The sequence below is a fragment of the Sphingomonas sp. NPDC092440 genome (genome assembly GCF_044754985.1).
GTDB lineage: Bacteria > Pseudomonadota > Alphaproteobacteria > Sphingomonadales > Sphingomonadaceae > Sphingomonas.
In genome coordinates this window covers 428,635-452,423 of sequence record NZ_JBIVQA010000003.1, presented here as the reverse complement: position 1 = coordinate 452,423, position 23,789 = coordinate 428,635, and the positions used below count along the sequence as shown (strand labels likewise).

Sequence of the window (23,789 nt, the reverse complement as noted above, 5' to 3'; positions counted from 1 at the left end):
CCCGACTAGAGCGCCTTGCGCTGCGGCATCACATTGAACGCGGCCAGACCCCGCGCCGCAGCGGTGTCCGCGCTCTGGGCGCCGTCGAAGTTCCAGTTCAGCTTGTCTTTCATCCGCAAGCAGACCCGATCGTAGAGACGGCGCTGATGATCGCTAAGAAAACCTACCATGATCTGGGCATAGATACGTTCCCCCGCCGGGGTGAGCGTGTAAAGCTGCCGGTCGCGCACGACATAGCCCGCGCCCTCCAGCGCATTCAATTTCGCGGCGATGACCGAGTCGATGCCGAGCTCCCGGGCCTCCGACAGATCGGCGCGCGTGCGCTTGCCGAAATAGACATAGTGTTTCTCATAGGCATGGCCCGGCGTGGCCATGGCGATCGGCAGCCTGCGCTCTTCGAGCAGCGCTTGCGTATAGTTCCTTTCGAACTGATCGTTGCTGTACGCCAGCCCCCTGAGCATGCTGTAGGCGCCCGCCCCGACCCCGACGAACTCATCGAAATAGCCACCGTACACGATATCGAACATGTAGCGGCAACCCGGCATTCCCGGCTCCGAGAAGAAATACATGTTCTGGGCGTCATAGCCCCTGGCGAGCTCGGCACGGGCGTGATGGAAAAGCTCCCAGCGCCGCGCGCTCGGCGGCGGCGGCGGATATTCGCCACGGCGGACACGATCGAGGAAGCTGGGCAAGGTGGCGAGATAATCGAGCGGGAAGACCGAGATATTCCCCACGTCGAGCGCCAGCGCGGCGGCCATGTCCTCCTCCACCTCGCGCTCGGTCTGGCCCGGATAGCCGACGATCATGTCGAAATTGGCGGCCTCGAACAGCTTGCGCGACCGGACGGCCAATGCCTGGATCTGGTCGAACGAGGCGGTGAGGTTCATCATCTCGCGATAGCGTGGGTTCAACGTCTGGACGCCGAACGAAATGCGGTTCGCGCCCGCGCCCGCCGCTGCCGCGCAAAACGCCTCCGTCGCCGATTTCGGCTCGGCCTCGATGGTCATTTCGAGATCGGACGACAGGCGGAAGGCGGAGCGAATATGCGTCAGCAGCGCGTCGATCTGGCGCGGGCTGAGCACCGACGGGGTCCCGCCGCCGAGATAGACCGCATCGAACGTCCAGGACCCGCAAAGCGGCGTTTCCGCGAGCATCGAGATCTCGAGATGGAGAGCCTCGAGATAGCGTTCGATCCGCTCCAGCGTGCCGACCGATTTTATGAAGGGGCAGAAGGCGCAGACCGTTTCGCAGAACGGTATGTGGACATAGAGCCCGCGCTTGCCGCGCCCCGGCGTGGGATCGGGGGTGTTGTGGAACAGGCTCGCCATCGCCACCGGATCGACGGTGTAGTTGATGTCGAAGAAGGGGAAGGTGAAGGATTCGAGCAGGATGTCCTGCGGCAGAAACAACGAAAGATACTCGTCTCGCATGGCTTGCCCCCTATGACTCAATGCCAGTCCCATGGGGCGCGACGACACCGATGGCGGGCACGAAGCCGCCCGCCCCCACGCGCAACGAGGGAATATCCAATCGATGCCGGTCCCCGGCCGCCGAGACGCACTTCGTCCGGCGAGTCACCGCGCAACCGCGACTGACCCGGACAACAGGAACGGGCGCCCCTCGCCCAACCCGAAATGCATTGCATCGCGGCCGTGCGACGGGCGCTGTGCGGGCATCTCAGCCCGCGATCGACAACCAGGCTCGCATAGCGCCCTCCCTTCCAAAAAAATCCGGATCAACTGACAGTCATGTTCAAACAAGGCCGAAGCGCGCGGCGATGTCATCGAGCGCAGCGACCGCTCCGGCGGAATCGCCTCCTCTCACGCACAAGGCCCCGCGGGAGTCGTTGCTGCCCACGGCGGAATTGGAGAACTCGCTCACGACGCTGTAGGCGATCACGCGCTTGTCCTCGGCCAGGGTGGCGCGCTCGTCGTTCCCCAGCATCATCGCGGTCTTCCCGGGAGCGGAATAGAGGCTGCCGATCGCCACTTGCTCGGGAGCGGTCTTCGCTTCCCTGGCGATACGCGCCAGTTCGTCCGCCATCGCAAAGCTGGCATAGACGTGCGCGGCACGCAGATCGACGCCCCATTTGGCCTTCACCATCTCGGGAATGAGCCCGCCGCCCGGACGGGTCATGAAATCGCTGAGCTGCGGCCCATTGCCGGTAACCCAGAATTCGGCATGGAACACGCAGTTCCGCACCCCGAGCTTCGCCGCCAGCTGCGCCGCCACGTCGCGCGCGGCCTCGCGGACACCGGGATCGAGATCATCGGAGGTGACGATGCGAAGATCTTCATAAGGCGGTTCGGAAGCAACGCGCGCCTTTTCCGAAAAGGCCGAGAAGACCAGTTCGCCATTTGCGAGAATGCCGTCGCAGCAGATCTCCGGCTTCGAGTCCTTCTGGCCGAGGAACGGCGCCACGATCAGGAGATGATCGGGAGAGGTCTTGGTCGCCGCTTCATAGATATCGACGGGCACGGCCGGGCTGCGCGAGACGTCGACGAGCCGCATGTCCGCGCACATCGGCGCCACGCTCGACTGGACGAGCGCGCGCCCGGCGCTGCTCGCGACCTTGCCGATCGCGTCGCCAAGCGCCTTTGCCGATTCCACTACGACCGGCACTTCGGTCTGGCCGGGAAGCCCCTCGAGCGCGCGGAACACGTTCGTCCGGTCCGCGGCGGCAATGGCGGCCTGCGCCTGTGCCGAGGTCCAGGCGCCGGTGGCCGTATTGAACATGACCGCCATCGGGTAGCAGCCTTCGAGAAAGGCCACGACCGCACCCGGCTCGCTTCGGGATTCGGCGGTCATCGCCTTGGCGGTGAACGCGGCGCCGAACTGCTGCCCGCCCAATTCGCCGGCACCCTGGATTTCCTGGCCACCGCTGGAGCTGGCGATATCCTCCAGGGTAGAAAGCCCAGCCTGCGGCCGTCGGGGAAAGAACATCAGCTCGGAATGATTTTGCGGCCGCGAATACACGATCATGTTATACGCGTTGGGATTATAGGCGTCTGGATTATATGCCTCTGGCACGAATGCCACCGGATTCTTCGTGGACATGCCTTCCCTCCCGCTTATCTATACGAATTCCCGATAACTTGATTACCTGAACAGCATAACATCAAAATTCCGGCATATCTATTATCCATATTAAGCATGAACTTCACGAAGTTCGGCTGATCCGGATCTATGCCCCATGGCATAAATCCATGATATTCAGCATTTTCTTGGCAGTCATCTCGGCACTTCCTTCAGACAGAAGATCGAAATGATCGGCGTCGACCTCGTGCGTCGCGATATAGTCGAGGAAATGCTCCCAGCTTCGGGACGTCGAGTCGTAATCGTCCAGCAGCGCGCCCGACAGCTTGGGAAAGCCACGACCAGCCTTGATCAATTCGACGCGACCGGAAAACCGCTCGGGAAAATAGCGGAGGAACGAGCGGAGATTCGCCTTCAGGACCGATGCGAGCCGATCGAGCAGCACGCCCTCCCCCATCGGTCCGGCGCCCAGGAAATCGATGTCCTCGAACCCGGCATCGGCGTCGCCCTGCCGCGATGCCGACACAGGCGCGAGGACGAAGGAGTCGAGCAGGATCGTGGCTTCCACCGGCAGGCCCTGCTCCTGCCAGAGCCGTGCCATCTCGAGCGCGACCGCGCCGCCATAGGACCAGCCGGCCAGAATGATCCGACGCCCCTCGGCCACTTGCTCCGCGATCCGGACATAGCGCTCGGCATAGGCTTGCACCGATCGCGGTATGTCGCTCTCGTCGTCTAGGCCCGGCGCCTGGAAGCCATAGACCGCGCAATCGCCGCGCAGTGCCTTTGCGAGATGGCGAAGCGGCACGGTGGTGCCGTCGGCACCATGCACCAGGAAGACCACCCGTCGCCCGGCTTCCGGGCCGCTCTCCATCGGAACCAGCGACAGCCGCTGGCTGGTCCGCACCGTCTCGATCTCACGCGCGAGCCCCCGGACCGTGTCGTGCGTGAACAGCGCCTGCATCGACAGCACGATGCCGAACTCCCGCTCGCATGCCGCCGTCAGGCGGAACGCGAGCATGGAATGGCCGCCCATCTCGAAGAAGCTGCGCTCCGGGTCGATGTCGGAGCGGCCCAGAATCTGCTCGTACAGGCGCTTGAGCCGTTGCTCGGTGTCGCTGAGCGCCGGCGCGCCGGCATCCACAGGCAAGCCCTCCGCCCGGACGGCCCAGAGCCGGGCCAGCGCCGCATGGTCGACCTTGCCGTTGATCGACTGGGGAATCGCCGGGAGCGGAACAATCGCCGCGGGGATCATGTGCCGCGGCAACCGGCCCGCGACGCGATGCAGCACGGCCGACGCGTCGATCCCGCCGTCCTCCGGCACGACGAATGCCGCCAGCTGGCGATCCGTGCCGTCCCCGATCGCTGCGGCGACGACGGACCTTATCCCCGGCTCGTCCAGCAGCGCGGCCTCGATCTCGCCAAGCTCGATGCGCACGCCGCGGATCTTCACCTGGCGGTCTCCCCGCCCGAGATGCTGGAGCACGCCATCGGCATAATAGCGGCATACGTCCCCGCTGCGGTACATACGCGCGCCGGGCGAGCCGAACGGATCCGGGACGAAGCGCTCCGCCGTGAGCGCGGGCCTGCCCAGATAGCCATGCGACACGCCGATATCGCCGCCGATATGGAGCTCGCCCACGACGCCGATCGGCACCGGCTCCAGCTCGCCGTCGAGAACATGGAGCCGATAGGCCGCGGATGGGCGGCCGAGCGGGACGAAGCCATTGCCCGGATCCCTCGGCACCACGATGTCAGTTACCGAATGCGTCTCCGTCGGCCCATAGAGATTGACGAGCGTCGCATGCGGCAGCAGCGCATGACACCGATCGCGCAGCTGGGGCGAAAGCGCCTCTCCGCCGCTCAGCACCCAGCGCAGCGACGGGCAACTCGCCGGCGGCAGTTCGTCGAGCATGACCTGCAGCATGGACGGGACGAAATTGGCGCAGGTTACGCGATGCCGCTCGATCAGGCTGCGCAGATAGGCGGGATCGCGATGGCCGTCGGGATCGCAAACCACCAGCGTGCCGCCATGGTAGAGCGGCCAGAATATCTCCCAGATGGACACGTCGAAACCGAACGGCGTCTTGAACAGATGATGGTCGCCCGGCTCGACCGGATATTGATGCTGGAGCCAGCGGATCGACAGGATCGCGGCATCGATGGGGAACTGCACCGCCTTGGGCCGTCCGGTGGAGCCCGAAGTGTACATCAGATAGGCGATGCCCGTCGATGGCTGGCGCAGCGCGATCGAGGTCTCGGGCATTGCGCGCAGGGCCTCGGCGATCCCGTCCAGGTCCAGCACGGGCGCGCCGCCGGGCGCGATGCGTCCGGCCTGCGCCGATTGCGCGACGATGCAATCGACGCCGGCATCCGCGATCATGTCCAGGACCCGCGCATCGGGCAGGTCCGGATCGATCGGCACATAGGCCGCCCCCGCCTTCGCCGCCGCGTAGAGCGCCACGACCATGTCGATACCGCGATGCAGGAAGATGCCCACCCGGCCGCCCTCGGCCACTCCGACCTCACGCAGATAATGCGCAAGGCGGGACGCGCGCTGGTCCAGCATCCGATAGGTGAGCGTCTGATCCTCGCCGATCAGCGCCACCGCGTCGGGCATGCGGGCGCAACACGCCTCGAAGGGCGCGGCCAGGCTGTTCTCGCGCACAGTCTCGGTACGCGCGGGGTTCAGTCCGTGCAGGACATGCGCGCGTTCCGCATCCGTGAGCAGCCGCGCCGTCGAGATCGGGGCGCCGGGTGCCGCGAGCAGGGCACCCAGCATCGTGCCGAACATTTCGCCGATACGCCTTGCATTGGAGGACGTACCGATCTCGGGGCCAAATTCGATTGCCGCCGCGATCTCGTCCTCCGCCAGCCGGATCGCGCAATGAAACGGACTCACCTCCGGCATCGGCGGCCAATCCTGGTCGAGGCCCAGGCTGACCGAGAACAGGGGCGTCGGCGGCATGCCATCGGGTGGCGAGGCCAGCTCCCGGATCGCGTCGACGGCCATTGCGATCCCCGCTGCCGGATCCAGCGCCAGGCGCGCATCCCGGACGACATGCCGGAAATCCATCTCGCCGGTCAGAACACAATGCCAGCCCAGCCAGGCACGCGCGCGGCCCGGCGCGGAGATGGGCCCAAGGCCGAAGAGGAAGGACGATTGCTGCGTCAGGCGGAACATCAGCACCGCGAGCGCGGCGCTCAGGACCTGCCCGACCCCGGCGCCCATCTCGCCGGCAAAGGCGCGCAGCGGCTCCAGATGCGCGCGGGGCAGCGCCACCAGGATCGACCCGGCGCCGCCGGCTTGCCCGGGCATCTCGCGCGGGAAATCAAGTTGCGCCCGGCCTTCGATCAGCTTCTCCCAATGCGCTGCCTGCGCGTCGCTCACCGGCGCGGAGACAGCCACCCCGGTGCCGAGATCCGCCATCGGCACGTCGGCGCCGCGCACCGCCAGGTCGCCGAGGATCGCAAGGAATCCCTCGACGAAGCGCGCGACGCCGGGGCCATCGAATATGTCCGCGTTGAATTCGAGAACCCCGACAATCTCGTCGGGCCGCTCGGCAAGGCTGAGATTGAGGTCGAACTTCGCGGTGGCCAGCTCCTGCACCACCGGCTCGACGGTGAGGCCGGGGAGCGAGAAACTGCCGATCGGTATGTTCTGCAGCGCCATCATCACCTGGAAGACCGGCGTGTGGCTCAGGCTGCGATATGGCTGGAGATGCTCGACAAGCACCTCGAACGGCACGTCCTGGTTCTCGGAGGCGTTCAAGCTTGCCTCGCGGATGCGATCCAGATGCCCGGCGAACAAATTTTCCGGCTCCGCGCGACTGCGGATCACGATCGTATTGACGAAGCAGCCGATGATCTCCTCGAACGCGACCTCCCCTCGCCCGGCGATCGGCGTTCCCACAAGGATGTCGCGCTGGCCTGACAGGCGGTGGAGCAGCGTCGTGAACGCCGCCATCAGCGTCATGAACAGCGTGGCGCCTCGCTGCTTCGACAGCGCCAGCAGCTGGTCGCGAACCTCGCCCGGAATGGCGAACCGGGCCTGCCCGCCATTCCCGCTCATCCGGGCGGGCCGCGGTCGATCGGCAAGCTCGAGCAGCAGCGGGGCGCCCGCCAGCTGCTGCAGCCAGAAATCCAGCTGCCGCCGGCCCGCGCTCCCCTCGATCATCGCGCGCTGCCGCTCGGCATAATCGGCATAGCGCATCGGCAACGCCGCGAGCGGCACGGGCGCGCCGAGCAGATGGCGCCGATAGAAGACGCTCAGCTCGCGGACGAGCACACCCACCGACCATCCGTCGGCCACGATGTGATGCATGTTGAGCAGCAGGATGTGCTGCGCCTCGCCGACGCGCAGCACGCGGACGTCGATCAGCGGACCGCGCTCCAGATCGAACAGATGGCGCGCGTGCGCGCGGACGAGCGCGTCGACCTCGTCCGCGCCGGCATCGACCAGGGCTATGTCGAGCGCGACCGCCCCGGCAATTCGCTGCACCGGCTCGGCATTCTCGACTCCGAAGCGCGCCCGCAACGTCTCGTGGCGCGCGACGATATCGGCGAACGCCGCACGCAGCGCCGGCAGGGACAAGTCCCCTCGCAGCCGGAGGGCGAACGGCACATTGTAGCTGACATCGGCGCCATTGGAGAGCGCGTTGAGAAACCATAGCCGCTGCTGCGCGAACGACATGGGCGTGGATGGGTCCGCGGAGGTGCACGGGCCTTCCTGCTCGGCGCCCTTGCGAAGCGGCGGATCGGGGCGCGGCGCGGAAGCGCCCGCATCGGAAGAGGCGGCCGCTATCGGGGCGGGCTCACCGGATGTCGGCGGCTCGGCAGCCGCTTGCGCCATCAGTCGCCGGAGCGCCGCGGCGAGATCCGCCAGCCGCCGATTCTCGAACAGCAGCCGCAGCCCGATCACGATGCCCAGCCGGTCCCGGATCCGCACGGCGACACGCGTCGCGGAGAGCGAATGCCCCCCGCGCTCGAAGAAATCATCCTCGCCGGAGAGCGCGTCGATATCGAGCACTTCGCGCCATATCTCGCGCAGGACCTGCGTGACCGCGCAGTCCTCCCCCGGCGGCGCCGTATCGCGGGGCGCAGGCGGCGTGCGATCGCGCTTGCCATGGGCCGTGACCGGCAGGCGATCGACCAGCTCGATGCGCTCCGGGATCATGAAACGCGGCAACCGCTCGGCCAGAGCGGACCGTATGTCGCCGGCACTCGCGCCGGCGCGATGCTCCGCGCCCAGGACAACCGCTGCCGCCAGCTGCCCGTCGCCCCCCTGGGCCACGACCGACGCCGCCGCGGCGCGGACCCCCGGCAGGCGCAGCAGCGCGTGCTCGATCTCGTCCAGCTCGATCCTGAAGCCGCGAAGCTTGATCTGCCGGTCATGGCGACCAAGGAATTCGAGCGCGCCGTCATCTCGCCGGCGGACCCGATCTCCGGTGCGATAGAGCCGCTCCCCCGCAATGCGCGGATGCGGAACGAACCGCTCCGCGGTCAGGCCCGGCAGGTTCACATAGCCCCGCGCGACCCCGGCTCCGCCGATGAACAGCTCACCCGACTCTCCCGGTCGAACGGGCAGCATCCGGGCATCGAGTATCTCGAGCTCGACATTCGCGAGCGGCAGCCCGATCGGGATCGCGGTCTCGCCGTCGATATCCTCGATGCAGCGATGCATGCAGGCAAAGGTCGTGGTTTCGGTGGGACCATAGCCATTGACGAGCCGGGTCCGCGGGCATTGCTCCTGGAAGCGGCGGACGTGGCGGGGCGACAGCGTCTCGCCGCCGGCAATCACGCAGCGTAGCGCCCCCAGCACGTCCGCGCCGTCCTCGACCAGCATGTTGAACAGCGAGGCAGTGAACCAGGCCAGGTCGACACCGTGGCGCTCGATCGTTTCGCGCAGCCCCGGCGCGCTCGGCACCTCCTCCGAATGGATCACGCAGGTCTTGCCGTTCAGCAGCGCTCCCCACAATTCGAACGTCGATGCATCGAACGAAAATGGCGCCGCCTGCAGGATCGCCGTCGCCGCTTCGAGATCGGCATGGCGCTGGCCAAGCACCAGATTGGCGATCGCATGGTGCGGCACGCCGACTGCCTTGGGCCGCCCGGTCGAACCCGAGGTGAAGAGGATATAGGCCAGGTTCGCACCGTCCATCACCCCTTCCTCCGCGCCCGCGGGCATGGCCGAGCCCTGGTCGAGGGCCTCGATGTCGAGGATCGCCCCCTCATATGCGTCGAACGCAGCGGCGCCGCGGCAAAGGAGATGGCGAACCCCAGCGTCCCGCGCCAGTTGCGACAGCCGCGCGGGCGGGAAGCCGGGATCGAGGGGGACATAGCAGCCGCCCGCCTTCAGCGTGGCGAGCATGGCGATCACCGCATCGGGAGAGCGATCGAGCAGGATGCCCACCGGCGTCTCGCGCGCGACGCCGCAATCCCGCAAATGACGCGCCAGCCGCGACGATCGCGCATCGAGCGCATGATAGCTCAGCCTGTCATCGCCATGCGCCAGCGCGATCGCGTCCGGCCGCCGGCGCGCCTGGGCGCTGAAGAGCGCGTGCACCGTCGGTCCCTCCGGGGAGCGCCGCCCCGGCGGCGGGACGCGCGCCTCCCGCGCCGGCGCCACCGTCATCCCGGCCCGTTCCACGATGGCATCCAGCTCGGCGAGCGCCGCCTCCCCGGTCAACGCCGAAGTGACGCAGAGCCCGACATCGGGCTTCGATGCCTGCGAGGCGGCGCTCAGGATGCTGACGTTCGACAGGTCATAGGTCATCAGGCCACCCGATCCCGGCTCGGGGGCGAGCATCGCCGACAGGCTGGCGTTGAGCCGGTCCGGCGGCTGGCCGTTGCTGAACACCGCGGCGATCGCGGCCGACCCGTTCTGCGGCGCGGCGCGGCGCGCGATTGCGCGGAGCGCGTCTCCCAGGCCGAGGGTGGCATGCATATGCGCCAGCCGCAGGTCGACGCCGTGAACCTCGAGAACAGAGCGGAAGATCAGCCCGCCCCCGGGCCGGAACGACAGGTCGATCGGAACCAGCTGGCCGTCGTCATCGACCCGCACTTCGAGATGGAAGACGAAATCGTCCAGCGGAAAGGCCCCCGCGAACCGCGCCAGCAGGGCGTTGAGGATCGCCGGGTCCGGCGGCCGGCAAGGCGGGATGATCATCGCCCGGTCATGAATGGGATAGCGTTCGTGGATGCGTAGCTTCTCGTGGACCGCGCAGAAGGTCACGCTGCGCGCGCCCACGATCCCGTCGAGGCAGAATTCGGCCGGCCGGGCACGCGCGCCGATGAAGGGCATGACGAGCACTGCTTCCTCGCCCGGCACATCGTCGAGCTCGCGCAGCACGGCAACGACATCGGCCGGGGATGCGCCGGGCCCGGGGCGGAAGACTCCCCGCGATTCCGTGCCGACGACCGGCTTGAGAATGACCGAGTCGAGCGGCGCGCCCAGCGAAGCCAGCACGCGCTCCAGCTCGTCGAGATTGCGCGCGAGGATCCGCTCGGGAAGTGCGATGCCCTGGGCCTCGAGCAAGCGGTACAGCGTCTCCTTGTCGCTGATCAGCCGTTGCGCGGCGAACAGCCGGTCATTGGCCCGGGCAAGCGCCGCATTGGCCCGCCAGGCGAGCTCCTGCACATCGTCGATGCAGCTGGCCATGCCCGCGAGCGGCAACGCGCTCCTGTCGCGGATCGCGAGCGGGATCGGCCGGGCCTGGAACAGCGCCTCGTGAATCCGCGCAATATCATCCCGATCCAGGCGAACAATATCTGCCGCGCCACTGAGGATCGCGTCGTCGATGCGGGCATGTGAGCGGATGTCACCGAAGATCGCCCAAAGGTCTCTGGGTGGTCGGCGAACCGAATCTCGACGCAAGCTCCCCCTCCGCCCCTCGATAGGTACTCACGCGCACACGCCATTGCCGAGAGCACGGTGAATTCCTGAGTCCGCGCCACAACAGCAGCATCAAATTACCCCATCGCATTGCAGGATGCCAGCTATCCGATACATCTCCCCAAGAGCTATTTCGGATGTTCATGCAATAGTGACACGATCCGCGTTCCAGAAACTGGCCGTGACATCGCCGGCATCGAGTTTTTCAGTCTCATGCGAGATTTCTACGTGTGACGATTTTGTTGCCACCTTGACCAGCGCCATCGGTTGCGGGAAAGTCGGGTGGATTGAGCATTGTCGCGCCGGTGACGACGGCGCGACGGCGGGAGGGGAAGCTCGATGTCGGGGCCACCAGGCGTGACGGCGATGCAGGCGGCGAGCGACGACACCGCGCCTGCCCTGGCGCTCGAAGCGGCGATGGACGCGATCATCAGCGACGCCTGTCTTCGGCCGAGCCGCAATGCCTTTTTCCGCGCCGCACGCGCCGTCGCCACGGTCGATGCGCCATCCGGCCTCCACATCGCGCATAACTGGCGCGAGATCACCAAGACTTTCATGCTGTCGACGATCGTCGGCCTGGGCGAGATCGCCAGGGCCGAGCTCTCCGCGCGGGATCCCGCCTTCAATGCGCTGGGCGTGCTCCAGACCGGCGTTCGAGTCATCGCCGATGATCTCGACAACGCGGCCCCGGCATTTGCCGCGCGCGCACCCGGGGGGATCGACGGCGTTCACTATCTGTGGTGGCAGGCGAGCATATTGCAACGGATCGCCGCGCGCTGCCCCGCCGATGTGCTGCTGCACTGCCATGCCTCGCCTCCGACCGTGGCGCTGACGGGCTTCATGCGCGACGTCGCGACTTCCCCGCTCGGCGCGGCGGTGCAGCTCCGCGTGGTCGAGACGATCGCCCGCGACATCGCGATCGCGTTCAGACGGGTCTTCTCGCGCCTCGAGATCGGTGGGGAAAAGCTGTTCGCGGGCCGAGACGACCTCGCCTGGATCGATACCCATATCCAGGCGGAAGTGATTCACGCACGCGACGTCTGCGACGGCGAGACCGGCATGGCGTCGCTCGCGGTGTCCGAACCGGAGCGGCAACGGCTCCTTGCGCTGACCCGCCACTATGCCCATTTGTGGAACGAGGTGCTGGAGGACTTCGCCGCCGTCCTGATCGACGCGCATGAGACCGCGCGATGAAGGCGAATCTGGCCGATGGCGCTTGCAAGGCCAGCGGAACGTCCAGGTCGCTGCAGATCCCCATCTACCAGATCGGCGCCTTTTCGGACGAGCCGTTCATGGGCAATCCGGCATCGGTCTGCCTGCTCGAGCGCTGGCTCCCGGATACGATCCTCCAGGCGATCGCGCTGGAGAATAATCATCCGGAGACCGCATTCCTGGTCGACAACGGCCAGGGCTATGATCTGCGCTGGTTCACGCCGGCATGCGAAGTGACGCTCTGCGGCCATGCCACGCTGGCTGCCGCGCATGCGGTGCGCGAGTTCCTCCGCCCCGGCATCGACGCGGTCACTTTCCAGTCGCCCAGCGGCCCGCTTCACGTCGCCGCATCGGGCGGGCGCTGGACACTCGACCTTCCTGCCCTGCCCCTTATGCCCATCGCGTCGCCGCCGGGCATCGCGGAGGCGCTGGGCGTGGCGCCCCAGGCCTGTTTCGCGTCGCTCGACCTGATGGTCGTGCTGCGCGACGAAGCCGAGCTGAAGGCAATCAGGCCCGACCTGGAAATCGTCGCGACCTTTGACTTGCGGGGCATGGTCGTCACCGCGCCGGCCGAAGACTGCGACTTCGCCTCCCGTTTCTTCGCGCCGAAGCTTTCCATCCCCGAGGATGCGATCACCGGCTCGGCACATTGCACGCTGCTTCCCTATTGGGCGAAGCGGCTGGGCAAGACGGAGCTCGCGGCCAAGCAGTTCTCGATCCGGCTCGGCCGGATGCACGTGATCCGCATGGATGGCGCGCTGCGGGGCCCGCGCGTGCATCTCCGCGGTTCGGCCACGACCTATCTGGAAGGCCGGATATCGATTCCGGATCCGGCATGAGCACCCGGCGGCTGGCGAAGCTCGACTTCGCGCCCGACCGCCTCGCTGCCGATCTGATCGCCGCGGAGTCCTTCACGTTCAACGGCGCCTATAGCGAGTTCGTCCTCGGCGAATGGCGAAGCTGCATGCTGTGGAACGCTTCGGGCGATGTCGGGGAAGCGCATCTGTCGAGCGGCGACCAGGCCGCGAAACTCACTGCCTATGGCACCGCCATGCCCTATCTCCGCTCGGTGATCGAGCGCAGCTTCCGGCTCGACCGCCTGCGATTCGGCCGACTTGCCCGAATGGCGCCGGGCACGGTTCTCGTCCCGCATTGCGACTATCTCGAACTCGGCGAAGGGCTGGTGCGGCTTCACGTGCCGCTGACCACCAGCCGCGCATGCCTCAACGCGGAAAGCGATCTGGTCTTCCACATGGCGACAGGCGAGATCTGGTATCTCGATGCGCGCCGGATCCACAGCGCGGCATCGACCTGGGACCGCGCCCGGATTCACCTGATACTCGACTTCGCTTCCGGCTCGCGCCCGGAAGAGCTGCTGCGCATCGATTGCGCCCCGGCGGAGCGCCCGGCCGATGCGCTCGTCGCGCTGCCACCCCTCACGCCCGCCGAGGAAGCGTCGCTGCTGGCGCTCGGCGACGTCATCGACCGCTTCAACCACCGGGACATCCTGGCGATCCTTGTCCGCAAGGCGTTCACCCACGGCATGTCGCTGCGATCCGTCTTCACGCGGTTGACGGAGATCGGGATGCGAAGCGGCGATCCGGACCTGATCGAGACGCTGGAGCGCCAGCGCCACTATTTCACGGTCGCGCGCGGCTAGGGCATCGCGCCCGCAACGGGAATGGCCGGCGGCCCACAACGCGGCCCGGCACAAGCCGATGCGGCGGAGATCAATCGCGCGCGAGCGCCTCGCGCAGGCTGCGGGGGCGCATGTCCGTCCACACCCGATCGATATGGTCCAGGCATTCCTGGCGATTGCCCGTGAACCCGGCCTCGCGCCAGCCCGGTGGCAGCGCACGGCCGGCAGGCCAGATCGAATATTGCTCCTCGTCGTTGACGACGACATGTAGACGCTCTTCTGCCGGTCCGGTCATCTTCGTCCCCACTTGTTCAACCAGGATCGCATTGGCCATATTCGACGGCGCTTGCGAAGATATGATCCCGGGCGATCAGCCATCGCCCCTCCAGCGCCCGCGCAACGCCTTCCCAGCGGCCGGGCATCGCATCCACCACGCGAAACCGGCCGTGCCCGGCCGCGGACTCGATCGTGAAGGCAAGCCCGACATCCTCGAACTCGAGAAAGCATCCGAAGCGCGGGAACAGGCATTTGTAGACGGCCTCCTTCGCGCTGAAGACGAGGTTCGGCCAATGCCCGTCCAATCCGGGCATCCGCACGATGCGCGCGCGCTCGTCGGCCCGGCAGACCCGTCGCGCCAGGCTCGGCTCGAACGGCACGATCCGCTCGACGTCGATCCCCAGCGCGGCCACAGCGGAGGTTCGCGCCACGGCGGCGCAGCACAGGCCGCCGCCATGGCTGATGCTTCCGGTGAATCCGGGCGGCCATCGCGGCAGCCCGTCCGCATCCGGGGGAAGCGCGACGGGCGGCAACCCGAGCCTGGCGAGCGCACGCCGTGCACAATCCCGGCCGGTCGCAAACTCGCGCCGCCGCTCCGCGGTCGACCGGACAAGGGCGTCGCGCTCCTCCGGAAAACATGGCAGATCCTGCGCGGGAGCAACGCAGATCGTGAGATCCGCGCCACCAAGCCGGACAAGTTCATCGGGGACATCGATCCCGGCGCTTCGAGCGGGCATCATGCCGGCAAGCCGGCACCGATCCGATTATAGCCGTACCGATCCGTGCCGCTGACGAGCAAGGCGCGCCAATTGCCCAGATCGGCGGTCCCGCCATATTCGTTCAGATGCGATTGAGTGGGATAGATTCTGACGTTGGTGGGCACGTAGCGCGCGACAAAGGCCATGCGGGTCTTTTCGCGGGTGGTGTTGGGCAGCGAGCCGTGCATCGTCGCTTCCCAGGATATCATGCACTGGCCGGCGCGCATCTCGACCGTCACCGGCGCGCAGCGGCTGGTGTCCCAATCCGCGTCGACCTGAAGCTCGCGGGTATCATAGCCATATAGGCCACGCAGCACGCCGTCGCGCAGCTTGCGGTTGATCCGCTCCGCATCCCACTGCATCGGACGAAGATCGTCGAAATGGACGTGCCGGTGCGAGCCCGGCACATATTGCATGCAGCCATTCTCGATCGTCGCGTCGGTGAATGCAGTCCACACGGTCAGGGTGAGGAATATCTCCGGATAGCGCGCGTGCGGCTCGGTCGCCGCGAGCTGCGGGATGCCGTCTCCGATCGCCAGATTGCGCGACTGGTGCCAGTCCGTCCCTTCGTCCCCGGGATATTTGGCGAAGAATTCGGTGCGCCAGCACAACAGATCGTCGCCAAGGATGCTGCGCAACCGCGCCACGATCTCCGGCCGCCGGACATGGGCCTCCAGGAACGCCACATCGAGGTGGCGATCATAGTTGGCGATCGGTCCCGCCTGGCCGAGCGCATAGGCGGCGGCATCGCGATCGAGCAGGGACAGGCGCAGATCGGGAAGCCGGGCGAGCATTTCCTCGCGAGGATAGACGTCGAACGGCCCAATGAACCCGTCGCGATCGAATTGCGCGATTTCCCGCTCGCTCAGGCTCACACCAGGGCACCCGCCGGCTGCTGCAACGCGTAGCGCTTGGCGAAATCCGGCGGAAACGCGAAGCCGTTGGTGTAGAAATAGCGGATCAACTGACCCTGATGCTGCGCCTCATGCTCGAGCAGATCATAGGCCAGCGCCGTTCGTGCCGCGTCATCGGCATGCTGGTCGAGCGTTTCGAGAACCAGCGCACGCGATCGCTCCAGAGCCGCCAGGAGCGCCGCGCGCTGCTTTGCCTGCGCCCGGCCGATGCTGCACGAAAAACCTGCCCAGCCTCCGGCCGCGATACCAGCCGAATAGCTTTCGCGCGCACCGACCACGCACCAGAACTGGCTGCCGATACTGACGGAGGGCGTTTCGCCATTGCGCTGGCCGAGCAGCGCCTCGTCCAGCGCATCGGCCAGGGAATTGCTTGCCGACATCGCACGCGAAACCCGATCCCGCAGAACTTGATCCATGCCGCCCCCTTCGAAACCCGGTCTTCGGAGCCTGGCCGGCCCACCGGCCGAGCCGGAAATATTCATAATCTCGCCTTGCGACGTGCAACAGAGGAAATATTCGCGGCATTCTCGCGAATATAGTCCTCGATCTCGCGCGGATAGATATTGTGCATTTCGCGCAACACCCAACCCACTGCGTTCGCAATGAAATTATTGCGATTGCCGAGATGAGGGTCCAGGAAGGGAAACACCTGATCCGGGCGGAGATAGACGGCGTTCTTGCCCGAATAATGCACCAGGGCGACGATAGAGGTTCGAATCGACCAGATATCGTCTTCACCGTTCAACCTGCGCAGGAACGGCATCACGCGCTCGGGCCAGTTATGATTACAATAGGAATAGATCGCGGAGAGGTCATCGCAATGCCCCCAGTCGTCGACTCGCCCCACCCATCCGCGAATGACCTCGAAATCTTCCGGCCGGATCGCGAGTCCCTTGTTCCGGTAATAGAGCAGCGGGACCGACAGGACTTCATACTCTTCTGAATGCGTCCAGATATAGTCGAAGATGCGCAGCCGCGCATCCGGCGTGTGGTGCGACAGGTCGAAATCCGAAAGGGCGATACGCCGCAGCACCGGGACGCGGATGGCGAGGAAATGATATCGGGACCCCTTGTCGCGCTGCGCGGCGGCGGCACGGCGGGGCTCGCCCTCCGCCTCCAGCAGCCGGGTCAGGCGGGCAAGGCAATCGGCTGCGTCCCTCGGTTCCATCACCGGCCCTTTCGCCTGGCGCGAACGCACGGAGCCTTCGCACCGAACAACGCGTCCGCGCTTACACCAATTGACTCGGCCAATCGAGCCGAAGAACATGACCGGGCAGGAATATCCGAGAGAGCCGCCGATGACCGCGATAACCTTTTCGGATCAGATCCATGCCGCGATACGGAGTACGGCGCCCGGTTACATGCAAGCCACCCACCAGGACTTCGCGCAATTCGATATGTCTCGAGGAGAGGCGCGCTTCACTTGGCCGGCCGAAGTTCTTGCCGCCATGCCGGACCCGCGCGGCGAGGATCTGCGCTATCAGGATCCGCGCGGATCGGCGGCGTTGCGCGAAGCCTTTCTCGCGCACCGGGCAATCCGGTCGCAACCTGGCCTCGACCCGCGCCAGCTGCTGGTGACGGCCGGGGCGAAGCAGGCGCTCTGGCTCGCCTTCGCGGTGGCGGTGCGTGCCGGCGACCGCATATTGCTGCCCTGCCCGGGCTGGGCACCCTATAGGATCTGGGCCGGAGCCTTCGGCGCGCGCGCTTCCTTCTATGATCCGAGCCCGCTGCACGCGGACGCCTTGCTGGCGGAGATCGCCGCGCGCAACTGCGATCATGTCGTGATCAATTCGCCGCACAATCCGACCGGCGCCGAATATGACCAGGCGATCATCGACCGCATCGCCGCCGCAGCGGCTGCGGCCGGCGTCACGGTCATCTCCGACGAAGTATATCGGGATCTGGGCAGGGACAGGGCATCCTTCCTCGCGCACATCGGCACGCCCGGCGGCGTGATGGTTGCCGATTCCCTTTCCAAGACGGCGGGTGCGGCCGGGTTGCGCATCGGGTTCCTGGCGGGGCCCGCCGATGTCGTCGATGCCGCGCTCGCCGTGCGCGCCACCATCGATTCCTGCCCACCGGGGACCGGCCAGGCGATCGCGACCTTCCTGCTATCGCCGGCGGCGGCGCCGCTGCGGCACGGCATCCGCCAATTCGCCCAGGCCAGTGTCGCGCGGCTCGCCGAGAAGCTGCGCGCCCTGGGAACGCCGGCGGAGAGCAGCGGCGCGCTCTATCTCTGGGTTCCGGCAAGCGGCGACGGCGACTGCGTCGCGCTGGGCGACGGGATGCTGGCGCGCGGCGTCGCCGGACGGACATTCGGGCTGGGCGGCCATGTGCGCCTGTGCCCGGTGGATTCGGACGAGCGCATCGCGCGGCTGCTTGGCGTTGCGTTCGAACCGGGGGGCGAAGCGTGAAGGATTTTCTGGAACTGGACGTGCGCCGGCGCCCCTGGCCGTCGACGCGTGTGATCGACGTCACCTTGCGCGATGGCGGCTTTCGCAATCGCTTCGCGTGGACGATCGACGACATGGCGACGATCGCCTCGGCGGCGAGGGATGCGGGCGTTTCATGCATCGAGCTCGGCTATGTCGGCGGCGTGCCCGAGCTGCACGGCGTGCGCGACGTCGGGCTTGCCGCCAATCTCTCGCCGGACCATGTCGCGCGCCTGCGCATGGCGGTGCCGACCGGCCTGCTCGCTGCAATGGTGCATCCCTCCGCCGCGCCGAGCGCATTGCGCCTGGCGCCGTTCGCGGACGCCGGGCTGAACATGGTGCGCCTGATATATCACCGGCGATGGAAGGACCGCTTCGCCGCGCTCGCCGCCGAAGCGCGCGATGCGGGGCTGCTGGTCTCGGCGAATATCGCGCTGGCCAGCCGCTATCCGGCCGCCGAACTCGTGGGCGAAGCCGGGGAGATCGCCGGCCCGAATGTCGACATCCTGTATTTCGCCGACACCTGCGCCGCGCTGCTTCCGTCCGAGACGGCGGCGCTGGCCCGGGCGCTGTCGCCGTTGGGAACGCTCGGATTTCACGGTCACGACTTCCTTTCGCTCGCACTGGCGAACGCGCTGGCGGCGGCATCGGCGGGTGTTTCGTGGATCGACGCTTCGCTGCACGGGATCGGGCGCGGCGCCGGCAATCTCCGCCTGGAGCTGTGGCTCACGCTCATGGCGGCATCCACCGGTTCGAACCAGGGCTGCCTGAGCATCCTGCTGCCGGCTCTGCAACTGGTCGAGCAGCGCCTGGGGCCCGAGCTTTCCCCCGACATGGCGTCGATCGTCGCCGGCGCGCTCAATCTCACGCCGCCCCAGGAGGGTCAGCTGCGCGACGCGGCCGACGCCGCGCAATGCGCTGAGCGGGCCGCGATGCTGCTCCAGAACCATCTCGATGCCCGCTCGGTCGCCCAGGCCCTGGCTCCGTCGCGCCCGGACATGCCGGCATGAGCGGCACGGCCCCGCCGGGTTCTCTGCCGGCGACGGGGGCGGTCCTGGAGGGCCTGGAAGGCCGCATCAACCTCCGCTCGCTCGCGTCCTCCTTCCTGGCGCAGTTCTTCCCGCTGGACATTGCCCGGCCGCATCTGAGGGCGGAGGCGCTGTTCGGCTATTCCCCGACTGAAGGAACCCCGGCATTGCGCGCGCGCATCGCCGAGGCCGTGCAGGGGCATCCCGACGAGATCGTGGTGACGGATGGCGCGTCGCAGGCGATCTTCCTGATCCTGCTCGCGGCCTTGGCGCCCGGCGCGACCATCCTGGTCCCCCGCCCCGTCTTTCCCGCCTATCTGCGGATCGCGGCCTATCGGAACTGCAACATCCGCTTCTACGAATGGCGGGCGGATGGGGCCGGCCTGCTGGAGCGGCTGGGCGCGGCCGACAGCGGGGAGGTCGATGCGGTAATCCTCAACTCGCCGCACAATCCGACGGGCACCGCGCTTGAAGGGGCCGCGCGCGAAACCGTGGCCGCCATGCTCGGCCGGATGCGGCAGCGCGTCATTCTCGACGACACCTATGGCTGGCTCGACGCCGGCGGGGCGGAACAGATCACCCATTTCCATCGCTTTGCCGCGGAAAGGCCGCGCGCCGCCGGGGTGGCTGCCGTGGGGAGCCTGGGAAAGCTGCTCTGCCTGCCCGGACTGCGCCTCGGTTTTGTCATGACGCGCGACCCCGTGCTGCGCGACGGCATCATCGAGGCCAAGCGCCATCTCGTACAGGCTTCCTGCTCCGCTTCGGAGCATCTCGCCGGCGCGTTGCTGGCCTCTGCCGCGTGGCTGGAGGGCCGCAGCCGCCTGGTAGCCGCGCTCGATGAGCGGCGCCGGGAATTCGGGCGGGTCACGCGCCACGGCGTGCGCCTGGCCGCGGGCGGCCGCGGGTTCTACGCCTATGCCGGTGCCGTCGCGCCGCTGAGGGCGCTCGGCGTGGACGGGATCGACGGCCCGGTCTTCGCGGGCGCCGCCGACGAAGCCCGTTACTGCCTGGCGGCCTCGGCGGCGGACTGGTCGCGCTTCACCGCGATGCTCCACGACGCGCCCGACTGACGCACCGGCATGGCCGTGCCAGGCAATGCCGCCGCCCGCCCCGGTGCTCCGGCGCGTTCCTCGCTCAGAAGGCCGGGATCACCGCCGCGCCATATCTGCGCTCGATGAACGCCCGCGTCTCCGGGCTGTGCAGCGCCGCGACCAGCTTCTGCACGCGCGGATCGCTCTTCGCGCCCTCAAGGCCCACGACGAAGTTCACATAGGGGCTGTCCTTGCCCTCGATCGCCAGCGCGTCCCGCCTCGGATCCAGCTTGGCGTCGAGCGCATAGTTGGTGTTGATCAGCGCCAGATCGACCTGATCGAGCACGCGCGGCAGCGTCGCCGCCTCGAGCTCGCGGAACTTCAGGTTCTTGCGGTTCTCGACGATGTCCTTGGGCGTGGCGGAGGTGCTCTTGGGGTCGAGCAAGGTGATCAGCCCGGCCCTGGCGAGCAGCTGGAGCGCGCGGCCGCTGTTGCTCGGGTCGTTGGGGATCGCCACCGTCGCGCCCGCCGGCACGTCGGCGATCGCCTTCCACTTGCGCGAATAGGCCCCAAACGGCTCGACATGCACGCCGGCGATCGCCACCAGATGCGTGCCCTTGGAACGGTTGAACTCGGCGAGATAGGGTCCGGTCTGGAAATAATTGACCAGGATCCGGCCTTCCGCGACCTGGGTGTTGGGCTGGACATAGTCGTTGAACACCCGGACATCGAGCTTCAGCCCCTGCCTGGCCAGGGCCGGCTTCACGAACTCCAGGATCTCGGCATGCGGCACCGCCGTCGCGGCGACGCTCAGCGTGTTGGGATCGTCGGTCTTCGCGGATTTGCCGCAGCCGGCCAGCGCGAGCGCGGCGAAAGCGGTGAGGAGCAGGCGTCGTTGCATCGGAAATCCTATCGGCGGGTGAAATGGCGGACGAGGCGGTCTCCCGCCATCTGGAGAAGCTGGACGAGGACGAGCAGCAGCGCGACGGTGACCAGCATCACGTCGGTCTGGAAGCGTTGATAGCCGAAGCGGATGGCGAGATCGCCGAGCCCGCCCGCGCCGACGGCGCCCGCCATCGCGGTGAACGAGACGAGCGCGATCGCGGTCACGGTCGCCCCGGCGACGATCCCGGGCAGCGCTTCGGGCAGCAACGCCCGGAACACCAGGTCGCGCGTGGTGGCTCCCATGGCCTGGACCGCTTCGATGGTGTTGCGATCGACTTCGCGCAGCGCAGTCTCGACCAGCCGCGCGAAAAAGGGCGCCGCCCCCACCACCAGCGGCGGGATCGCGCCCGCCACGCCGAGCGAAGTGCCGACCAGCAGCACCGTCAGCGGGATCATCAGGATCAGCAGGATGATGAAGGGCACGGAGCGCAGCAGGTTGACCAGCAGGGCCAGCCCCCCGCTGGCCGCGCGATTCTGCCAGATCTGGCCCGGGCTGGTCAGGAACAGCAAGATGCCGAGCGGCAGGCCGAGCAGGACAGTCAGCAGCAGCGAGCCGCCCAGCATCGCGAGCGTATCGAGACAGGCCTGGCCGATCTCGCTCCAGTCGACATTGGCGAGCCAGCCGCTCATGCCGCCACCTCGCCGTGCCGGCGGAGCGCCGCGAGCGCGGCCTCGGTGTCCCCACCCGTCAGGCCAAGGGTCAGCTGCCCGAAGCCCGCATCCTTCAGCCGGCCGATCCTGCCGTCGAGAATCGCGAAGTCGGTGCCGGTCTCGCGGGCGATGCGGGTGAGTACGGGCTGCAGGACCGCCTCCCCCTGCAACGTCAGGCGGACGACCGGTCCGTCAAAGGCGATCGGCTGCGCGCCCTGATCGTCTTCATCGATCAGCGCACGGGTCTCGGCCGCCTGCGGGCGGAGGAAGACATTGGCGACGCTGCCCGTCTCCGCCACCCGCCCGGCATGCAGCACCGCGACGCGATCGCAGACCTGACGGACGACTTCCATCTCATGCGTGATCAGCACGATGGTGAGTCCCAGCTCGCGGTTGAGGTCGGCGATCAGCGCCAGGATATTGCGGGTCGTCTCCGGATCGAGCGCGCTGGTCGCCTCGTCGCAGAGCAGGATGTCGGGATCGGTGGCCAGCGCCCGGGCGATGCCGACGCGCTGCTTCTGCCCTCCCGAAAGCTGGGCGGGATATTTGGCGCCATGGTCGGCAAGGCCGACACGGGCGAGCAGTTCGGGCACGCGCACGGCGATCCGCGCCCGGTCGGCTCCGGCGATCCGCAGCGGCAGCGCGACATTCTCGAATATGGTGCGCGCGCCCAACAGCCCGAAATTCTGGAAGATCATGCCCACCCGCCGGCGCAGCATGCGCAAGCCGTCGCCGGACAGGCCGTCGAGCGCGATGCCATCGATTTCGACCTGGCCGGCGGTGGGCCGTTCGAGCCCGTTCAGCAGCCGCACCAGGGTGGACTTGCCGGCACCGGAGCGGCCGATGATGCCGAACACTTCGCCCCGCGCGACCTCCAGATCGACGCCGGCCAGCGCCGCATGGCCATTGGCAAAGACCTTGTGGACGTTTTCGAGGCGGATCATGCGTTGCCCCTCCGCGCCGCGAACAGGGGCTGAAACCAGGCAGGATGCTCAAACGGCAGAGCGAGATCGGTCATGGGCTTTCCGGAATGGCGCCGGGCGGAGACGCGCCGGCAGGTACACGAGCGGCGTGAATAGCGCCTTTGTTCCACAGCATGGGCGAGATGAGCTTTAGCACTGGATAGCCGAACTTGCTTCTTAATATCCATCTTATTAATATGAATTACGCGTGTGCCGATGAAGCCAGCAACCGTTCTCGTCCGGCTTCGTCGCTTTCCCGGGCTGGGCCATCCCCTCCAAGCTCAGGTCTGGGCCGCGCTCCTCCCCCCGGGAGCGCGGCCTTTTTTTGCGTTCAGGCCTCGGGCCGGATGGTCGGCCGGGTATTGGGATAGATCTGCTCGACCTTGGGCTCGCCGGGCGCCGGGGCATGCATCCCATAGGCGTTCACCGGCTGCGAACGGTTCACCCAGAGCGCGTAATAGAGATGATCGGCACGCGGGTCCTCGGTATTGGGGTGAAGCAGGATCGTGAGGCCGAGGCTGTTGAGCTGCAGCCATGGGACGATCACCGGCAGCAGATCGTTGGCGAAGCCGAAATAGAAGGACGGCGTGACGTGCGGTCCGCGCGGCTCGAGGTTCCAGTTGCCGAGTTCGACGGAGAAGCGCTCGGCGGCCCATTTGCGGATCAGCGCCGCCTTCGCATGACTGTCCTCGTCGAAATAGACGTGCGCGTGATAGCTCTTGATATCCGTATAGGCGCGTGGGGTCGACGGCAGCACGGCCTCGCCCGGGCGCACCGACTTGGGGCGCGGCGTCGGCTCCTTGTAGGTCTCATAACCCCAGGGGCTGCGGCCTGGCATGGCGGATGCGGGAGCCGCGACGGGCACGGTCTGCGCCTGCGCGCCCCGCGCCAGTCCAAGCGCGGCGAGCGCCGCGGCGCCACCCCCAAGCAATGCCCGGCGCCCCGGCGAAAGCAGGTCGGCCCACATCTGGTCGTCACGCTCGTTGAAGAAATTGGGTTCCAGCGACATGGGTG

18 protein-coding genes and 1 pseudogene are annotated in these 23,789 nt (G+C 67.2%); 6 read left to right on the top strand and 13 right to left on the bottom strand.

From position 1 onward, the window contains the following. Positions 1–5: 5 nt before the first annotated feature. From ACIQCS_RS07465 to ACIQCS_RS07455, 3 genes are all read right to left on the bottom strand, one after another. Positions 6–1,430 carry a radical SAM protein gene (locus tag ACIQCS_RS07465; RefSeq protein ID WP_345851453.1) on the bottom strand — a complete coding sequence of 475 codons (1,425 nt, stop codon included), beginning with the start codon at positions 1,428–1,430 and terminating at the stop codon, positions 6–8. A gap of 322 nt (positions 1,431–1,752) precedes the next feature. Next, a complete protein-coding gene (locus ACIQCS_RS07460) occupies positions 1,753–3,057 on the bottom strand; it encodes a hypothetical protein (RefSeq protein ID WP_401530469.1) in 1,305 nt (434 codons plus the stop codon). A 127-nt stretch (positions 3,058–3,184) separates the two neighbouring features. Continuing rightward, complete coding sequence (locus ACIQCS_RS07455) at positions 3,185–10,909, bottom strand: amino acid adenylation domain-containing protein (protein WP_401530467.1); 7,725 nt, start codon at positions 10,907–10,909, stop codon at positions 3,185–3,187. 357 nt (positions 10,910–11,266) lie between these two features. Between ACIQCS_RS07455 and ACIQCS_RS07450 the strand changes: the two genes are divergently transcribed. From ACIQCS_RS07450 to ACIQCS_RS07440, 3 genes are read left to right on the top strand one after another with little or no spacing between them, the layout of a single operon-like run. Beyond that, the gene (locus ACIQCS_RS07450) at positions 11,267–12,121 is read left to right on the top strand and encodes a DUF6202 family protein (protein WP_345851448.1); all 855 of its coding nucleotides are present in this window, start codon (positions 11,267–11,269) and stop codon (positions 12,119–12,121) included. Beyond that, positions 12,118–12,978, top strand: coding sequence for a PhzF family phenazine biosynthesis protein (locus tag ACIQCS_RS07445; protein ID WP_345851447.1), 861 nt, complete (start codon positions 12,118–12,120; stop codon positions 12,976–12,978). The genes ACIQCS_RS07450 and ACIQCS_RS07445 overlap by 4 nt, the downstream gene beginning before the upstream one ends. Next, entirely contained in the window at positions 12,975–13,799 is an 825-nt protein-coding gene (locus ACIQCS_RS07440; RefSeq protein WP_345851446.1) for an aspartyl/asparaginyl beta-hydroxylase domain-containing protein, read from the top strand. Before ACIQCS_RS07445 ends, ACIQCS_RS07440 begins: the two co-directional genes overlap by 4 nt. A 70-nt stretch (positions 13,800–13,869) precedes the next feature. On the opposite strand, the gene ACIQCS_RS07435 is transcribed toward ACIQCS_RS07440, so the two are convergent. The 6 genes and pseudogenes from ACIQCS_RS07435 to ACIQCS_RS07410 all read right to left on the bottom strand — a co-directional run bounded on the left by ACIQCS_RS07435 (position 13,870) and on the right by ACIQCS_RS07410 (position 16,924). Then, entirely contained in the window at positions 13,870–14,073 is a 204-nt protein-coding gene (locus ACIQCS_RS07435; RefSeq protein WP_345852094.1) for an MbtH family NRPS accessory protein, read from the bottom strand. A gap of 16 nt (positions 14,074–14,089) precedes the next feature. Further along, a complete protein-coding gene (locus ACIQCS_RS07430; protein WP_401530514.1) occupies positions 14,090–14,467 on the bottom strand; it encodes a 4'-phosphopantetheinyl transferase superfamily protein in 378 nt (125 codons plus the stop codon). A gap of 24 nt (positions 14,468–14,491) precedes the next feature. After that, a pseudogene (locus ACIQCS_RS07425) lies at positions 14,492–14,791 on the bottom strand (hypothetical protein); the annotation flags it as partial. Further along, the gene (locus ACIQCS_RS07420; RefSeq protein WP_345851443.1) at positions 14,791–15,687 is read right to left on the bottom strand and encodes a chlorinating enzyme; all 897 of its coding nucleotides are present in this window, start codon (positions 15,685–15,687) and stop codon (positions 14,791–14,793) included. The pseudogene ACIQCS_RS07425 and the gene ACIQCS_RS07420, both read right to left, overlap by 1 nt. Further along, on the bottom strand, positions 15,684–16,142 hold the full coding sequence (locus ACIQCS_RS07415) for a hypothetical protein (protein WP_345851442.1): 459 nt from the start codon (positions 16,140–16,142) through the stop codon (positions 15,684–15,686). Before ACIQCS_RS07415 ends, ACIQCS_RS07420 begins: the two co-directional genes overlap by 4 nt. A gap of 62 nt (positions 16,143–16,204) precedes the next feature. Further along, positions 16,205–16,924: a DNA alkylation repair protein gene (locus ACIQCS_RS07410; RefSeq protein WP_345851441.1), complete on the bottom strand. Its 720-nt coding sequence runs from the start codon at positions 16,922–16,924 to the stop codon at positions 16,205–16,207. A gap of 163 nt (positions 16,925–17,087) precedes the next feature. Between ACIQCS_RS07410 and ACIQCS_RS07405 the strand changes: the two genes are divergently transcribed. From ACIQCS_RS07405 to ACIQCS_RS07395, 3 genes are read left to right on the top strand one after another with little or no spacing between them, the layout of a single operon-like run. After that, positions 17,088–18,140 carry a pyridoxal phosphate-dependent aminotransferase gene (locus ACIQCS_RS07405; protein WP_401530462.1) on the top strand — a complete coding sequence of 351 codons (1,053 nt, stop codon included), beginning with the start codon at positions 17,088–17,090 and terminating at the stop codon, positions 18,138–18,140. After that, positions 18,137–19,168, top strand: coding sequence for a hypothetical protein (locus ACIQCS_RS07400; protein WP_345851440.1), 1,032 nt, complete (start codon positions 18,137–18,139; stop codon positions 19,166–19,168). The genes ACIQCS_RS07405 and ACIQCS_RS07400 overlap by 4 nt, the downstream gene beginning before the upstream one ends. Beyond that, positions 19,165–20,256 (top strand): pyridoxal phosphate-dependent aminotransferase, encoded by a 1,092-nt coding sequence (locus ACIQCS_RS07395; RefSeq protein ID WP_345851438.1) that lies wholly within the window; start codon positions 19,165–19,167, stop codon positions 20,254–20,256. The genes ACIQCS_RS07400 and ACIQCS_RS07395 overlap by 4 nt, the downstream gene beginning before the upstream one ends. A gap of 64 nt (positions 20,257–20,320) precedes the next feature. Here the strand turns inward: ACIQCS_RS07395 and ACIQCS_RS07390 are convergent, their stop codons facing one another. The 4 genes from ACIQCS_RS07390 to ACIQCS_RS07375 form a co-directional block, all read right to left on the bottom strand. Beyond that, complete coding sequence (locus tag ACIQCS_RS07390; RefSeq protein WP_345851437.1) at positions 20,321–21,118, bottom strand: MetQ/NlpA family ABC transporter substrate-binding protein; 798 nt, start codon at positions 21,116–21,118, stop codon at positions 20,321–20,323. Between the two features lie 8 nt (positions 21,119–21,126). Next, positions 21,127–21,792 (bottom strand): methionine ABC transporter permease, encoded by a 666-nt coding sequence (locus ACIQCS_RS07385; protein ID WP_345851436.1) that lies wholly within the window; start codon positions 21,790–21,792, stop codon positions 21,127–21,129. After that, positions 21,789–22,757, bottom strand: a complete 969-nt coding sequence (locus ACIQCS_RS07380) for an ATP-binding cassette domain-containing protein (RefSeq protein WP_345851434.1) — start codon at positions 22,755–22,757, stop codon at positions 21,789–21,791. Before ACIQCS_RS07380 ends, ACIQCS_RS07385 begins: the two co-directional genes overlap by 4 nt. A 349-nt stretch (positions 22,758–23,106) precedes the next feature. Then, a complete protein-coding gene (locus ACIQCS_RS07375) occupies positions 23,107–23,784 on the bottom strand; it encodes a DOPA 4,5-dioxygenase family protein (protein WP_345851432.1) in 678 nt (225 codons plus the stop codon). Between the last annotated feature and the right edge of the window lie 5 nt (positions 23,785–23,789).

Excerpts from the sequence above, each read along its gene's own strand:
- ACIQCS_RS07385 (WP_345851436.1), bottom strand. The coding sequence starts at position 21,792 with ATGAGCGGCTGGCTCGCCAATGTCGACTGGAGCGAGATCGGCCAGGCC.
- ACIQCS_RS07395 (WP_345851438.1), top strand. The coding sequence starts at position 19,165 with ATGAGCGGCACGGCCCCGCCGGGTTCTCTGCCGGCGACGGGGGCGGTC.
- ACIQCS_RS07390 (WP_345851437.1), bottom strand. The coding sequence starts at position 21,118 with ATGCAACGACGCCTGCTCCTCACCGCTTTCGCCGCGCTCGCGCTGGCC.
- ACIQCS_RS07405 (WP_401530462.1), top strand. The coding sequence starts at position 17,088 with ATGCAAGCCACCCACCAGGACTTCGCGCAATTCGATATGTCTCGAGGA.
- ACIQCS_RS07435 (WP_345852094.1), bottom strand. The coding sequence starts at position 14,073 with ATGACCGGACCGGCAGAAGAGCGTCTACATGTCGTCGTCAACGACGAG.
- ACIQCS_RS07415 (WP_345851442.1), bottom strand. The coding sequence starts at position 16,142 with ATGGATCAAGTTCTGCGGGATCGGGTTTCGCGTGCGATGTCGGCAAGC.
- ACIQCS_RS07440 (WP_345851446.1), top strand. The coding sequence starts at position 12,975 with ATGAGCACCCGGCGGCTGGCGAAGCTCGACTTCGCGCCCGACCGCCTC.
- ACIQCS_RS07375 (WP_345851432.1), bottom strand. The coding sequence starts at position 23,784 with ATGTCGCTGGAACCCAATTTCTTCAACGAGCGTGACGACCAGATGTGG.
- ACIQCS_RS07460 (WP_401530469.1), bottom strand. The coding sequence starts at position 3,057 with ATGTCCACGAAGAATCCGGTGGCATTCGTGCCAGAGGCATATAATCCA.
- ACIQCS_RS07450 (WP_345851448.1), top strand. The coding sequence starts at position 11,267 with ATGTCGGGGCCACCAGGCGTGACGGCGATGCAGGCGGCGAGCGACGAC.
- ACIQCS_RS07380 (WP_345851434.1), bottom strand. The coding sequence starts at position 22,757 with ATGATCCGCCTCGAAAACGTCCACAAGGTCTTTGCCAATGGCCATGCG.
- ACIQCS_RS07465 (WP_345851453.1), bottom strand. The coding sequence starts at position 1,430 with ATGCGAGACGAGTATCTTTCGTTGTTTCTGCCGCAGGACATCCTGCTC.
- ACIQCS_RS07445 (WP_345851447.1), top strand. The coding sequence starts at position 12,118 with ATGAAGGCGAATCTGGCCGATGGCGCTTGCAAGGCCAGCGGAACGTCC.